General features: G+C 45.2%; 12 protein-coding genes, 1 tRNA gene and 1 riboswitch. Of the genes, 5 read left to right on the top strand and 8 right to left on the bottom strand.

The window, feature by feature from the left end; genetic code table 11:
• Window positions 1–8: 8 nt before the first annotated feature.
• Genes P9687_RS07885 through P9687_RS07875 form a run of 3 tightly spaced genes read right to left on the bottom strand, consistent with a single transcriptional unit; the run spans window position 9 to window position 2,059 of the window.
• Entirely contained in the window at window positions 9–923 is a 915-nt protein-coding gene (locus P9687_RS07885) for a PLP-dependent cysteine synthase family protein (RefSeq protein ID WP_014097223.1), read from the bottom strand.
• An 18-nt stretch (window positions 924–941) separates the two neighbouring features.
• Window positions 942–1,412 carry an S-ribosylhomocysteine lyase gene (locus tag P9687_RS07880; protein ID WP_046721879.1) on the bottom strand — a complete coding sequence of 157 codons (471 nt, stop codon included), beginning with the start codon at window positions 1,410–1,412 and terminating at the stop codon, window positions 942–944.
• Window positions 1,413–1,417: 5 nt separating this feature from the next.
• The gene (locus tag P9687_RS07875) at window positions 1,418–2,059 is read right to left on the bottom strand and encodes a class I SAM-dependent DNA methyltransferase (protein ID WP_035188877.1); all 642 of its coding nucleotides are present in this window, start codon (window positions 2,057–2,059) and stop codon (window positions 1,418–1,420) included.
• Between the two features lie 159 nt (window positions 2,060–2,218).
• Between P9687_RS07875 and P9687_RS07870 the strand changes: the two genes are divergently transcribed.
• Window positions 2,219–2,782, top strand: a complete 564-nt coding sequence (locus P9687_RS07870; RefSeq protein WP_014097220.1) for a beta-class carbonic anhydrase — start codon at window positions 2,219–2,221, stop codon at window positions 2,780–2,782.
• Between the two features lie 452 nt (window positions 2,783–3,234).
• Here P9687_RS07870 and P9687_RS07865 read toward each other — a convergent pair whose 3' ends face one another.
• Entirely contained in the window at window positions 3,235–3,924 is a 690-nt protein-coding gene (locus P9687_RS07865; protein WP_014097218.1) for an N-acetylmuramoyl-L-alanine amidase family protein, read from the bottom strand.
• Between the two features lie 578 nt (window positions 3,925–4,502).
• On the opposite strand from P9687_RS07865, the gene P9687_RS07860 reads away from it, so the two are divergent.
• Window positions 4,503–4,575, top strand: a tRNA-Arg gene (locus P9687_RS07860).
• An 887-nt stretch (window positions 4,576–5,462) separates the two neighbouring features.
• Here P9687_RS07860 and P9687_RS07855 read toward each other — a convergent pair.
• A complete protein-coding gene (locus tag P9687_RS07855) occupies window positions 5,463–6,998 on the bottom strand; it encodes a response regulator transcription factor (RefSeq protein ID WP_014097217.1) in 1,536 nt (511 codons plus the stop codon).
• A gap of 286 nt (window positions 6,999–7,284) precedes the next feature.
• Between P9687_RS07855 and P9687_RS07850 the strand changes: the two genes are divergently transcribed.
• Genes P9687_RS07850 through P9687_RS07840 form a run of 3 tightly spaced genes read left to right on the top strand, consistent with a single transcriptional unit; the run spans window position 7,285 to window position 9,237 of the window.
• Window positions 7,285–7,893: a DUF6230 family protein gene (locus P9687_RS07850; protein WP_014097216.1), complete on the top strand. Its 609-nt coding sequence runs from the start codon at window positions 7,285–7,287 to the stop codon at window positions 7,891–7,893.
• A gap of 24 nt (window positions 7,894–7,917) precedes the next feature.
• Window positions 7,918–8,340, top strand: a complete 423-nt coding sequence (locus P9687_RS07845) for a DUF6114 domain-containing protein (RefSeq protein ID WP_017551460.1) — start codon at window positions 7,918–7,920, stop codon at window positions 8,338–8,340.
• A 27-nt stretch (window positions 8,341–8,367) separates the two neighbouring features.
• A complete protein-coding gene (locus P9687_RS07840; protein WP_328228775.1) occupies window positions 8,368–9,237 on the top strand; it encodes a hypothetical protein in 870 nt (289 codons plus the stop codon).
• Between the two features lie 22 nt (window positions 9,238–9,259).
• On the opposite strand, the gene P9687_RS07835 is transcribed toward P9687_RS07840, so the two are convergent.
• From P9687_RS07835 to P9687_RS07825, 3 genes are all read right to left on the bottom strand, one after another.
• Complete coding sequence (locus P9687_RS07835) at window positions 9,260–10,174, bottom strand: DUF1002 domain-containing protein (RefSeq protein ID WP_211062252.1); 915 nt, start codon at window positions 10,172–10,174, stop codon at window positions 9,260–9,262.
• A gap of 642 nt (window positions 10,175–10,816) precedes the next feature.
• Window positions 10,817–11,962 carry a metallophosphoesterase gene (locus tag P9687_RS07830; protein ID WP_026684954.1) on the bottom strand — a complete coding sequence of 382 codons (1,146 nt, stop codon included), beginning with the start codon at window positions 11,960–11,962 and terminating at the stop codon, window positions 10,817–10,819.
• Window positions 11,963–12,338: 376 nt separating this feature from the next.
• Window positions 12,339–13,640: a cation:dicarboxylate symporter family transporter gene (locus tag P9687_RS07825; protein ID WP_026684953.1), complete on the bottom strand. Its 1,302-nt coding sequence runs from the start codon at window positions 13,638–13,640 to the stop codon at window positions 12,339–12,341.
• A gap of 202 nt (window positions 13,641–13,842) precedes the next feature.
• A riboswitch (cyclic di-AMP (ydaO/yuaA leader) is annotated at window positions 13,843–13,990 on the bottom strand.
• Window positions 13,991–14,381: the final 391 nt, after the last annotated feature.

Genomic DNA, 14,381 nt, shown 5'->3' with positions numbered 1-14,381 from the left:
CCTTCTCATCAAGAATAAATGCTGCGGCTGAGATACCGTTCGCTGCTGTCCGGAAAAATGGTGACAATATGCGTGCCCGGTTTTGCCTGCTTTGCTTCGCGCAGGCTCGCCTCCAAAGCAGCACCTGAGGAACTGCCGATCAAAAGGCCTTCAAGCCGGGCTGCTTCCGCAAGCCGTTTAAAAGCTGTATCGTCGGGAATCGTATGGATGGCATCAAAAAATGTACGGTCCATAAATGGCGGTAAAAATTCCATGCCGATCCCTTCCGTACGGTGGCTGCGCGGCTCGCCCCCGTTTAAAATCGAGCCTTCTGGTTCCACGATGGCTGCCTTCAAGCCCGGATTTTTCTCTTTTAAATAGCGGGCAGTCCCCATAAACGTGCCCCCGGAACCGGCACCTGCGACAAAAACATCGATATGGCCATCAAGTGCTTCCCAAATTTCAGGCCCAAGCGTCTTATAATACGTTTCCGGGTTGGACGGATTTTCAAACTGTCCCGGGAAATACGCATTTGGTGTTTCAGCGACTAGTTTTTTTGCTTTCGCAATTGCGCCTTCCATACCAAGTTCGGTCGGCGTGTTCACGACTTCAGCCCCGAGCGCCCGCATCAGCGTCTGTTTCTCCACGCTGAATTTTTCCGGCACAACAAAAACAGCATGCACGCCGTAACGAATCGCAGCAAGCGCAAGCCCGATGCCCGTGTTGCCGGCCGTCGGTTCTATGATCGTCCCACCGCGCTTCAGCTTACCTTCCCGAAACGCGCGCTCTACTAGATAAGCGCCGAGTCGGTCTTTTATGCTGCCGCCTGGGTTAAAGTATTCCAGCTTTGCAAACAGCCGGACGCCTTTTGGCAAATCAAATGCGGTTAATTCAACCAATGGCGTGTTGCCAATCAGTTCGTGTACGCTTTTCGCAACCTTCATTTCACTCGTCTCCTGTTATCAGGCAAATACTTGCGTCCACTCATCGCGTTTTGCCAGCATTTTCCGGGCAATTTCCTTTGCGCCTTCCAAAGAATGGCTTGCCGCCCAGCCGCACTGTGTTTCATTGCAGGCCGGTACTTCTGTGGCATGCAATACATCGTTTAACGTTTTTTCAATGATGTCAAGCACCTCGCCATCATCATCCAAATTGATAACGGAAAAATAAAAACCGGTCTGGCAACCCATTGGGCTGATGTCGACAATTTTATCCGTGTAATTGCGGGCGAATTCCGCCATCATATGCTCGAGCGAGTGGAGCCCCGGCATATCCATATGTTCCTTGTTCGGCTGGCAGAAACGGATATCGTATTTGCGGATGACATCGCCGTGAATCCCTTCTTTTATTCCTGCAAGGCGGACATATGGCGCTTTGACTTTTGTATGGTCCAAATTAAAGCTTTCTACGTTCATTTTTTTCATCTCTGTCATGATGATCATGCTCCTTTCATTTTTGCATCCATTAGCCACACAAACCGGTTCATCTTCCGGAAAGAGACATCAAAACCATTTTCCTCAAAGATGGAAGATAAAACGGGAATGGTGGTGTAATATTCCGTTTCAAGATCTTCCGCAAGCCGGCAGAATCCTCTCGCTTTGGCTTCCCTGATCATCTCCTGTTTTGCTTCTTCCGTCTCAAAAACCGTATCGGCGAACACGATTTTGCCGCCCGCCTTTAACCGGGTGCGGAAAAGGGAAATGGCGGCCCTTTTTTCTTCGTTTGTCAAATGGTGGAACGCATAAGTGCTGGCAAATGTATCCGCCTTTTCCTGCACATGAAAATTCAAAAAATCCCCGTCTATTATTTTAACATCCGGATGCTTTTTTTGAGCGATTTTTCTCATATTGGCAGAAGGTTCTATCCCGATTATCTTCAGCCCTTTCTCCAAAAGCTTGCCCGTCAAATTGCCTGTTCCCGGGCCGAATTCAACAACAAAACCGGTTGCCCGGTCTCTGACGGCATCCAAAATTTTATCGTATTGATAGAATACTTCTTCGTATTCGGCATCATGTCCGGTAACGGTTTGATCATAGGAGCGGGACCATTCATCGAACAGCGCGTCAAACTCCCTTCCCAATCAAATCCCCCATTTCCCATAAAATAACTCTGAATTAAATGTAACACGCCCCTTGTTTTTTCGCAAACAAAAATGTGAAGGATTTATTCCCATTTTTAACGTGTATACTTTTATTTCCTGCCATTGTATTTTAAAATATGCATAAAGGAGTGAGATGTGATGACATTGTTAGATGAAGTACTTGCATTTAACCAGGAATTTGTGGAGAAAAAAGCGTATGAGCCTTACCTGACTTCCAAATTCCCCGACAAACGGATGGTGATTTTCACATGTATGGACACGAGGATCATTGAATTGTTACATAAAGCAATGAATATTCAAAACGGAGACGCGAAAATCGTAAAAAATGCAGGCGCCATTTTAACGAGCCCGTTCGACAGCACGATGCGAAGCTTGCTTGTTGCCATTTATCAGCTGAAGGCGGATGAAGTGTTTGTGATCGGCCACTATGACTGTGGCATGACCGGGTTAAAAGGCGAAACCGTGCTCGAAAATATGAAAAAACGCGGGGTTGACGAAAATGCGATTGAAACACTCGTTCATGCGGGGATTGACCTCGACGAATGGCTGAGCGGTTTCGACAAGGTCGAAAGCAGCGTGAAAAAGAGTGTCGGCATCATTAAAAACCACCCGCTGATGGACAAAAAAGTGCCGGTCCATGGGCTTGTCATTGACCCGGAAACCGGGAAACTTGATCTGATCGTAAACGGCTACGAAAATTAATCCCGGGCGCCAAATCCATGGCGGAGACCTTGACGGGGTTTTCTTCATTTTTTAATCGAAACTTCATGAAATGATGATGTTGCTTTCATTGTTTTTTAGGGTAACCGGTTTACAATTAATCATGTAGCGAGGACAGCAGAGCAGTAAGCATGCTGGACAAATACCCACTGTTTTATCCCCTTTTTAAGCCGGCCTGTGTGCCGGTTTTTTTGTGAGCAGAAATTTAAGGGAATTTTAAAATGGCGTTAGGCTAATAAAATGAGCGTAAGTTTTTACATGAAGACCAAGGATCAGTTTGGTTTGCTGATGATGACGGTTTGCAGCGGAAACGGTGTAACCCACGTTTCGTTCATTTTATATAATAGGGTATATAAGCTGCTGAAAGACGGGGAGATTAGGGAAACAGGAGGAAGGTGTTTCAGACAAAAAACGGGTAAAGGCCGCTTGTACGGCTACTTTACCCGTAATCTTTCCCCCACACGGATGGTATAATCATCATCCAGATTATTCCATTTCTTTATTTCTTTGATGGTCGAACCGTATTCTTTGCTTAAAGCGTAAACGGTATCCCCCTTAACGACTTTATGATACGTTGCACCGCTTTTCTTTTTGAGCTCGAAAGCTTTTGCCAGCCCATTGACATGCCCCTGTGCCACTTCTTCAATCCAGCTGTTTTTCTTCATTTTTTTCGCATCACTTGCTGTGTCAATAAAGCCGTTTTCGGTAAGGAGCGCAGGCATGATCGATTCCCTGAGCACATGAAAATCGGCCGTTTTTCTGCCCCTGTCTTTTAAATCATTCAGCTTCACCACTTCCTGGTGGATGGTTTTCTGGTAGGTTGCCGTAGCAGAGCCTGATTCTGGATAAATATAGCTCTCAAAACCCGTTCCATTTCCTGAATTGATATGAATGGAAAGAAAAAAAGTGGCTCCCCAGCTGTTGGCGGCATCCGTCCGCTCTTCCAAAGAAACAAATTTGTCCGTCGTCCGCGACATTTTTACCGAAACATTTTGGTAATGGTTTGTTAAAATGTCCTGAATCTGTTTGGCAATCTCCAAAGTGATGTCTTTTTCCTCTAGCCCGTTTCCCTCAGCGCCCGGGTCTTTTCCACCATGTCCCGGATCAAGAAACAGTTTAAACAAATACTTCACCCCTTTCCAATCATGCTCAATTTCCACATATCTTTTTTAAAGTTAAATGGTTACTTTCCTGTCCTGTTTTTTGTACAAATGGAAACCATCCGTTTTGCCGGCAGCCGGAATGGCAAGCGGCCGGCAAAATTTTACCGGACATCCGGCAAGTTGAGGCGACAGGGGCAGATTGCAAATACGGGTCAATACTTCGGTAGAAAAACCTTTATCTCACGCAGAGAACCAAATCTCTATCCTATCGTATGTAAAGCATGTGCCATTTGTGACAGGTTGTCCGCCTGTTTTGGTCCGTAAGCGTTTTAAGGAAGAATTTGGATATTGGGAAATAGAATTGTTTCTTTAAGTGTTTTGGCAGTTGAAGCGGGAAGAACCATGTTTTTTCGGAAAAGCGTATGTGTAAAATATTTTACTCGAAGGATCAGGCGAGTGAAAAAAATGGGAAGGCACTCTATCATCTAAATGTACACTTTGAGACAAACATCTAGAGAGCGGTCTACAGGGGTATTGACACAAAACGACAGATTCACTATAATATTTAAGGTGACATCGAACGGATATTAGCAATTTACGGCTCCGTAGCTCAGTGGATAGAGCGTCGGTTTCCTAAACCGTGCGTCGGAGGTTCGAGTCCTCTCGGGGCCGCTTAACAGCAACGCCCGCAGACCTTTAATAGCAAGGGTTTGCGGGCGTTTTGCATTTCTTCTGTGCAAAATCCGTACAAAATTATTTTGTTTCTGCAAAAGTGAGTGCCTTAACATTTGTGGGTGCGGGAGAATTCTTTCGGCGAAAAAATCTTTAAAAAATCCCATTATTTCCGTTTCCTTCTTATTTGTCAGAGAATCAGCCCATTTTCACTAAAATTCCCGCCACTGAGCTAAGCATGATCCGGATTCAGCGCCGTGATAAACATTTCGAAGAGAAATTGTGTGAAGAGAGCCAGCTGTATTGAGTAGAAAAAAGAGCAGGCCGAAACCTGCTCTTGCAGGCGTTCTTCTAAAAAAGATTTAACGAAAATAGGGGGGTATTTTTTGTTGTTAAACTTAAACACTTAATCGAAAACCTTTTTACGCCTGCATAACAAATTATAAGAAAATTGATTTATTTTGTCTAGATCTCCCATTTTTTTGGGAGACTTTTATTTTGTCAAATTTACAGCCCCCGCAAATTCGGGGGCTTTGAACTTTGCAGCAGACTCTAGGATGTAAAAGTATTTTACCCGGACTTCGATCATTTTACACACAATTTTTTACCTACGTAGGATTTGCTGTATAAGCAAAATCCCCAAATTTGGCATGGATGCTGACCGCTTTGGCAAAAATTTTTACAACAACTCCAGGGAAAAGCTAGCACTCGAAAACCGACTCAACGTATTAAGAAGACAAAATTACACATTTTCGCAAATGGATTCTTCTATACTTTGAGACAGGGCTTGCTGACAAATTGGGTACAAACTCAAAATCGGATTCGTTCAGCAAGCCCTCATGACTTCGCCTTTTAAAAAAAGTGCATAACGGAGGAAAATGGCGAGTTCAATGAATCAGCCCAAGCCGCATTGCTTTTACAGCGGCTTCCGTCCGGTTTCTAGCGTGAAGCCGCTTCATCAGGCTTGAGACATAATCCCGGACCGTATACTCGCTCAAATGCAGCATTTCCGCTGCTTCCGTCGTCGAGGCCCCGTCCGCCAAGAGCTGCAAAATATGGATTTCCCGGGCGGACAGCTGGACGAGTTCCGGCTGCTTTTCGTCCCACTGGTTCGCTTTTAAAAACTTGGCCAGCAGTTCACCTGCGCTCTGACCGAATTTCAACAGCGCCGTAAATGTGCTGCTGTCCACTTCAAAAAACTTCCCCGGCCCCTGGTCCAAAATGGCACCGCCAATTAACACCCCTTCTGACGGCACATAAATCGGGGCAACCACGACCGATTCCAGCTCAAACTCCTTCACATACTGCATCGGAAACTCTTCTGACGCTTTTGGGATATACAGCGGCTGGAAATGCTGTACCATATTTACCTGCTGCCCCTTCCCCAGCAATATTTTGGAAATGGAAGGGAAACGGTCGATCGTCTCCTTTATATTCCGGATTGCCGTATTGTTAAAATGGTAGCCGAACAGGCCGAATCCCGCGGCATCGCTCTGCGAATAACGGAACAGGGCACAGCGCTCAAACGGCAAATATTGTGCGTAACCAAAAGCGATGTTTTGGATCGCTTCATTTAAATCCTGGGAGCGCATAATCCATTCGTTAAATAAAATGACTGCATCTTTCCACTGGTCGCCCGCATATACTTTTCCGTTTCGTTCCTCCTCCATCTGCAACAAATGCATCGCATAGGTTAAAAACGGGATTGTGGCCGAAACATCCTGGTCGCTCATACAAAAAATCAACGTCTCGTTTTTCCACGGAACCGGAAACACATCCCGCCTTTCATCCGGTTTCCGGCGCGGCGTCCGCTTCAGCAGCGCTTCCGACAGCCAAAACCATGAAGGATCCGTCCGTTCAAACAGCCCGCTGTCAATCGCGTTCTCCTCCATCCCGATCACTTTCTTCAGCCGGTACCCCCCATCCACATGGCTGACCCTTGCAATCCACTCGATTCTGAGCTGCTCGGATTTGGTTAGCTGCTCACAAAATGAATCCATTTGAAAAGTTTCCTGTTTGGAAATGAGCAGCATTTCTTCGCAGATTTTCGAAAACAGGTACTGGACGGAAGGATGCAAATGAAAAGACCGGGTCGTGCTTTCTTTTATGGCTTTATGAACAGAGTTTTCAATCAGTGTTAAAATAAAGATGAGAACATGCGGTTCCGGCGGGCGGTGGAATTCCTTCACCCATTGCGACCGGATATCGTCAATCAGCGTCTCAACCGATTGCTGGCCGGAACGGAAAAAGGCGACAAAACAATTGAAAGCGAATTCAAAAGCATCCGCACTGCCTTTATGTGTTTCTCTCAAATACTGCAAAATTCCCGTACATTCCGCAATAATTTGCTGCTGGTGCGAGCGCAAAAGGTCCACTCCATGTTTCATGACCATGTCCATATGCGCATTTAACGACAGCGACACCTTTCTCCCTCCTTTGTCTAACCCCTTACCGGTCTTTTTTCCTATAATATTATCATAATCATGCCTGGTTGGCGCGCAAAAAAACATACCGGCTTTCCGACACGATATTTGTAGGCCATAAGCCATTGAATTCCCTACAATAATAGGAATATATTTTTTTGTCCAAAATGAATAAAATAAAGAAAAATGTAAGCGATATCATTTGGAAAGGAAGGGATTTTTCACCTAAATATTTTAGCGTACCATCTTTTTTAAATGATCAAGTTTTAAAGGGGAGGATTGTTACATGAACGAAGGGGCATTAGTCTTACAAGGACAAGGGAGAACTTCAAAAAAATGGTTTTTTACCGCTCTGCTTTCAGGCCTTATTTTTTTGGGGGGACTTTTAGCTGTACTCGGCATTAACGGGGTTGCCGTTGCAGCAACTGTCGGCGGCATTGGCAAATTCAATGTTTCATTCAAACAAATGCAAGGTACCGGGTTTAAATTATACGGGAGTTTATACGGGGATCCATCCAAAGGGGAGGACCATGTCAAACCGGTCTTTGTCAATGAAATTGATAAAGTGACGATCCAGGACTTGGTTATTTCAAAAGATGTTAAGATTCCGGTTCTTGGCGATTACCAGGTGAAAATTACGGCGGGCGACGGAAACACACCTGTACACCTTAATGGGCTGATTCAAAAAGCTGCGCTTGTCCAGGGGGATGCAGTCTTCACCAATATGAATATTTCGGAAAATTATGTCACTGCCGATGACCCTCAAGCTGCTTCAAAGGCTTTTACACAAGGGGCAGATACTTTAACGATCAAAAACGGCAGCCTGGATACACATTACCTATTCCAAAAAGTCGCAAATCTTCCGAACCTAAAAGTGCAGTTTGTCAAAAAATAGGCTTTTCTTCAAGGAGTGATCATAATGGGCAAGTTCCATATGTTCCGCATGAAATTTAGAAACTGGAGAAGAAGCCGGCCATTCTGGGGGGCAACGTTTACGTTGCTCTCCGGGATGATCATTTTATATGTGCCGGTCCAACTTCTTGAAATTGCAGCCGCGCCCGGAAGCATGGTGTCGATCGGCCTCATTTTCGGTGGCTTGATTTTTCTGATCGGCGGAATGGGTTATTTTTTCCCAAAATTTAATATGGTGTTCGGCATTTTGGCCATTTTTCTGTCTGTCCTTTCCATCATGGGGGCGATGGGCGGATTTTTCATTGGAACCCTGCTCGGTATAATCGGCGGGTCTTTATCTGTTTCATGGCGGGTAATCAGGCAGGAGGAAGTGCCGGCTGGTGTGGGCCCGATGGAAGAAATTGCCGCAGGGAGTGCAGAAGAAAGATAAAGACTATACACAGAAATGGTGAGGCAAGTGAAGAAAACAAAATCTTTCCTATTGACAGCCGCATTTATTGCATTTAATTTTTGCTTTTTTACAAACATTTCAGTGGCTGAATCCCCCGTAACAGACGGCTTCATCATTGAAGCAGACCGCGTGGAAGGCGCGATGCTTCCGCCCGGGATTACAGCAGGCGATACAGCGACAAAACAAAATCAGGTCATGCTCCGCCTGCAGTATGCGGATGTCACCATTTACGGCCTGAAAATCACAAAAGTGCTGCAAACGCCTGAGGGACCGGTGACGATCCATATGAATGCCCCCGGCCCGATTCAATTGAAAAATATGCGGGTCGATGCCACAAAGGTGAACTTTGGCGGCATTTACGTTCCGGAAAAAGCCGGACAGATCGGCATGAAAAACGTCCGCCTTGTTGCCCATCAACAGCTTGCTGACAATGCCGATCTGCCGGGTCTTAACCTATCGATGGAAACCGGCGCAGCCGATATTGACACTTCCGGTTCAGATGAGGAAACATTGCGAAAGCAGGCTGATCAGCTGACACAACTGCTGCAGGGCGGCACTCCTGAAAAAAACAAAGAAGAAAAAAACGACAAGTCTGATACGGCTGATAAAGCGAAGGATGGCACGCAGGATAAAGCGAAAACAGAAAAACAGGATACAGAAAAACATAACGATGCGAAAACGGATGGCAAGGTTACGGATCAAAATAAAAATAAGGAATCAGAAAACACAGATGATACAAAATTGGACAACACTGGCACAGAACCTGCTTCCGGTCAGAAAACGGAAAAGAATCGCACCACTACAAAGACTGCTCAGGATCAGAGCAGCACAGATCAAAATGTTCAACAAAAAGAAGGCAGCAGCGCCGGAAATTAGGGGCGCACTGCCTTCTTTCCCATTATTGGAATAATCCCCGGATCGCGTCAAAGATGTTTTGGAAAAAGTCTTTTACGCTTTGCCAAAAATCTTTGTCTCCGGCCGCTTTGTTGATCTTATCGCTCAGTTTGTCGGACAAGGAACTCAATTCGCTTTTGACCGAACCAAAATTGATGTTGAGCTTACGCATCTGGTCGAATAAATCATACAGCAGCTGGCGGTCGGAATCGCTCAAATTGATGTTTAAATCCTTCAATTTATCATCAACGATTTTTTCAATATCTTCTTTTGTTGCCGGATGCTGGTTTGCAATTTCCTGCTTAATTTCCGTAAGAAGCTGGGTCACTTGATCATTGCTTAACCCTTCCTTTTTCGCCAGATCCGTCGCGACACTCAGTTCCTGGCTGGCCACTTCCGTCCGGTCTGAATTAAGTTTATCTCCGGATTTATCCGAATTGTCGTAAGCTTTATAAATACCGACAAGCGCTGAATGTCCGGTTACTTTGAGCGGGGAAGCCACTCCCACTTCCGCATTTTTAATTCCAGCAGTGAGCAGCGCATTTTTATACATATCTGCCGTTACTTCTGTAATATTTTCCGGTGTTACAATATTCACCTGGATACCGCCGGAATCCGTTCTTGTAATTTTTGCGGATGAATACATGTTCGAATTGCGGTTGCCGTCAGGGATGTAATGGACAAGATCATCGCCGGTTACGGTAATCTCTTCGACATTGTTTGCATCATCCACGCCAAGTTCCTTTTCCACCTCTGCTTTTTGCGAGGCAGAAAGAGCCGCGCCTGTCGCAACGATCGGTTTCCCGTATTTTTCATCGATCACTGTACTGTTATCGCCGGACGCTTTTGCCACGCCGTTCATGGTGAACCCAAGCGCAATCATAGCGATGAACCAGATCCATCCCAATCTTTTTAGCATTCTTTTTTTCCTCCCTTTTTGAAATGTTGCGGGCTTGCCGCGCTGCCATTTCAAAAGCCTTCAAACCTGCTCATCATGATGCATCATTTCTATTATACACGATTGCACCTTCCGTTTTCCCTAAAAATATGATGAGAAAACCAGGGCCTAGTGTGGGGGAAATGCAACAATTTTAACATGTACGGAAAATTTATTTAGAGCGCCCCTATGTTAAGATAGGCGGCTAAATTTACGGGATTCCTTCACTTAGAACGCCTATGTTAAGATAGACACGATTTTTCTCCAGCTTCCTTAACATAGAACGTCCCAACGTTAAGATAGACACAATTTTTCATGCCCTTCCTTCACTTAGAACGCATCTACTTTAAGATAGACGTTGATTTTCACGTGCTTCCTTTACTTAGAGCGCCTCTATGTGAAGATAGACATGATTTTTCTCCAGCTTCCTTAACATAGAGCGCCCCTATGTGAAGATAGACGCAATTTTTCATGCCCTTCCTTCACTTAAAACGCATCTACTTTAAGATAGATGCAGACTTTCACGTTCTTCCTTAACATAGAAAACCTCTACGTTAAGATATGCCCCGCCGTCCTCTTCCTTCACTTCAATGCCCATGCCGCAACAAAGGCGGCATGGGCAAATTAGTTTCGACTATATAAAGTAAACTTGGACCCCAGCACGTTTTTTTGCAGCTCGGCGGTCATCCGAACAATATCCGGATCCGGTCTAACGATGGATTTTGCCTGTTGATTGTGGATGGCATATACCGGTTTCGCCTCCGATTGTGCCTGCGTCATCTCCCACTTCTCTCCCTTTTTTTCCAAAGTGAGACTGATCACGCCGAGATGACTCCCCCACTTGCCGGGCATTACTGCTGGCACGCCATTGATTGTCCCTTTCCGGATATCGACGCCGGGGACGCCGGCAAAAAATTCGCTTGGGAACACCCGATGCTGATGCCCAAACAGAATAGCATCGATCCCTTTTACCTCGCTTAATAAATAAACGGCATCGCCTGTATAAAACGGTTGTTTCGCAGCCGGATCCACACCACAATGGGCAAGCGCGATGATCAGGTCGGCTCCTTCCGCCTTCATTCGCGGGACAAACCAGGCAGCCGTATGCAGGATGTCCTTTGCTTTGACTTTGCCGCCAAGGCTCGGTTTTTCCCATTCAATGACTGAAGGCGTAACAAATCCGATGACCCCGATTTTCAGATGATGATGGTGCCCGCTCCGGTCTTCCACTTTTTTATCCAGAATCACATAGGGTTTGAAAAAATTTTGGTCATCTGTATCATTTTTTTCGAAATTATAGTATATATTGGCATTTACAAACGGAAACTTTGCTCCATTGATCGTCTGTTTCAAAAAATCAAGTCCGTAATGAAAATCATGATTGCCCACGGTCGCTGCGTCGTAATTTAAATGATTCATCACGCGGATAAACGGATGAATTTCCCCCTTTTTTAACGGTCGACGGGCAACATAAGCAGCCATTTCGTTCCCTTCAAGTAAGTCCCCATCATCAAACAGCATCGTATTTTTTGCCGTCTTCCTCTCCGCTGCAATGAGTGAAGCCGTAAGAGCAAGGCCATAAGTCTCCGCCTCAGTGCGAGCGGCATAATCATAATTCAGCATATAGCCGTGCAAATCCGATGTCTCCAGCAAACGCAAGTCGACAGTGGCCCGTTTCGATTGAAACCAAAAAGCCGCATCCGCATGTTCCGTCCGGGGAAAAAGAGCGAGGGACAGTACCGCTACCCACAGTAGCATTTTTTTGTCCATCTTTATCCCTCCAAAAAATCAATACATGCTGCTGTGAATAGTTTGTGCCCTAGGGCGCTCATTATTTCAGTCCAACCGGTAACAATCCTTGGAAAGAGAGGCACAATTTTTCCCGACAAAAATCTGTATCGCTCCAAAATCAAAGCCGATCAGGGTAAACATTGCTTCTGGCGACACATCAAGAAGGAGTTCAACTTATATGGATGAAGTTTTCACACCGAGTCCGAGCGCCAATTTGCATGATGACTCCAGTAGGCAACAGAGCTAGCATAATTTGATGGAAATGTAAAAAACTACCGACGTTCTTTACTCGCAAACAAAAAAGGCGCGCTGCCTCTATTCCGGCAGTGCACCTTTTTTAACTTCATCGCTCATCTTAAGATTCCGTTACATATTTGTGATCTTTGGAATCGTGCCCGCCGCCGCTGATTTCGGCAAGGTACGCTTCTGCTTTTTCTTTATCATATTTTCCTTCCCATTTTGACACAATAATGGTTGCAAGCGTATTGCCAACGACATTGCAGGCTGTTCTTGCCATATCCAGAATACGGTCAATGCCGGCAATAAATGCTAAGCCTTCAAGCGGAATCCCGACCGTCCCCAGCGTCGCTAAAAGCACAACGAATGAAACTCCTGGAACACCGGCGATGCCTTTTGACGTAACCATCAGCACAAGCACCAGCGAAATTTGCGCACCGATGGACATGTGAATCCCGTACATTTGCGCAATAAACAGCGCCGCCAGCGACTGGTACAAGGTCGAGCCGTCCAGGTTGAATGAGTACCCGGTCGGAATCACCAGTGTAGTGATCGATTTCGGGCAACCGAATTTTTCCATTTTCTCCATGAGCCTTGGCAGCACCGCTTCCGAGCTTGCAGTGGAATAAGCAAGGATCAATTCGTCTTTCAGGATTTTGAAGAGATTGAAAATATTTACACGGAAAAGCCAGGCAATCAGGCCAAGCACGACAACCACAAAGAAAATAATCGTGCCGTAAACCGTGAAAACAAGTTTGCTTAGCGGAATCAATGACTTGAGGCCGAATTGTGTAACGGTTACACCAATCAGGCCGAATACACCAATTGGAGCCACTTTCATGACCAAATTAGTGACATAAAACATTGCTTCACTGACACCCTGGAAAAAGCGGAGCACCGGTTTTCCTTTTTCCCCGATGGCTGCCACCCCAATCCCGAACATGACAGAGAAGAAAATGATCGGAAGCATATTCCCTTGTGAAAGGGATTCAAACAAGTTCGTCGGCACGATACTTAAAATCGTATCGACTATGCCATTGTGTTGCGTCTCTTTTGTTGTTTCCACATAGCTGCTGATCGATGTTTTTGCCAATGAGCCCATATCCACCCCTGTCCCCGGATGAAACAAGTTTCCGGCCAGCAGTCCTACTACAATCGCGATGGTCGTGACAATTTCAAAATAAATCAATGCTTTCAGGCCAAGCTTTCCAACCTGTTTCATATCGCCTGCGCCGGCAACACCGACAATCAAGCTTGAAACGACAATCGGAATCACAATCATTTTAATCAAGCGCAAAAAGAAGTCGCCAAACGGCTGGAGAATATGGGCCACGGTGTCATTGCCGTGGAAAATGCCGCCAATCGCAATACCTAGTATCAGGCCGATAAAAATCTGCCAGGCTAAGCTCACTCTTTTCATGAAGTTTCCCTCCCAGATGCCAATATTTTTCAAAAAGCGCAGTACGCAAGCTGCATACCGGATTGTTTGTAAAACTCAAATCGCAAGTCCTGCCAGTTTCCGGCTTTACCCCGAAAACCAAATTTGTGAATTAAAAAAACCACGAAAGAGAGAAATTCCTTCGCAGCATTTTTGCTTAAAAGGCGTGTCCAAAAAACACACACAGTTCTCTCCAGACGCTTACGAGGTTAGCTGACGGATTAGGGAATAAAGAGTTTCCCTACCTTTCATTGAAAGGTTTCACCCCTGGTGCATAAAACACCTGTTGGTTCCCCCGTTTACATAAACATGTAATTGAGCGATGATATGAAGTTTTTAAAAAATAAAAAAACAACTCATCCTTCTTCAATGTTTTAGCGTCCTTTGTCATTATATAATATTTTAATATAATATAGCAAATAAATTTTTTATAGGGAGGGCTCGGACGCAATCGTGTTGCATATCCGGCAATTCGGTATGGGTAAAACTTTACTTGAAGGGGCGAATGAGTGAAAAAATGGGCAGACACTCTATCACCTAAATGTACACAGCTAAATGAACATCTAGAGAGTATTCTTCTCATGGATTATGAAAGGAGTCTTATTGACCGGAAATAGCATTCCCCGCCTCAATTTGTTAAAATAAAACCAGTTGATACTTTGTGAAAAGAGGTACATTATGACACTTTTTTATTTTGTACGCCATGGCCAGACAGAATGGAAT

Source organism: Weizmannia sp. CD-2023 (genome assembly GCF_036225245.1).
Taxonomy (GTDB): domain Bacteria; phylum Bacillota; class Bacilli; order Bacillales; family Bacillaceae_C; genus Weizmannia; species Weizmannia faecalis.
Note: the sequence above shows the minus strand (reverse complement) of the source record. Positions and strands in the feature narration are given on the sequence as shown.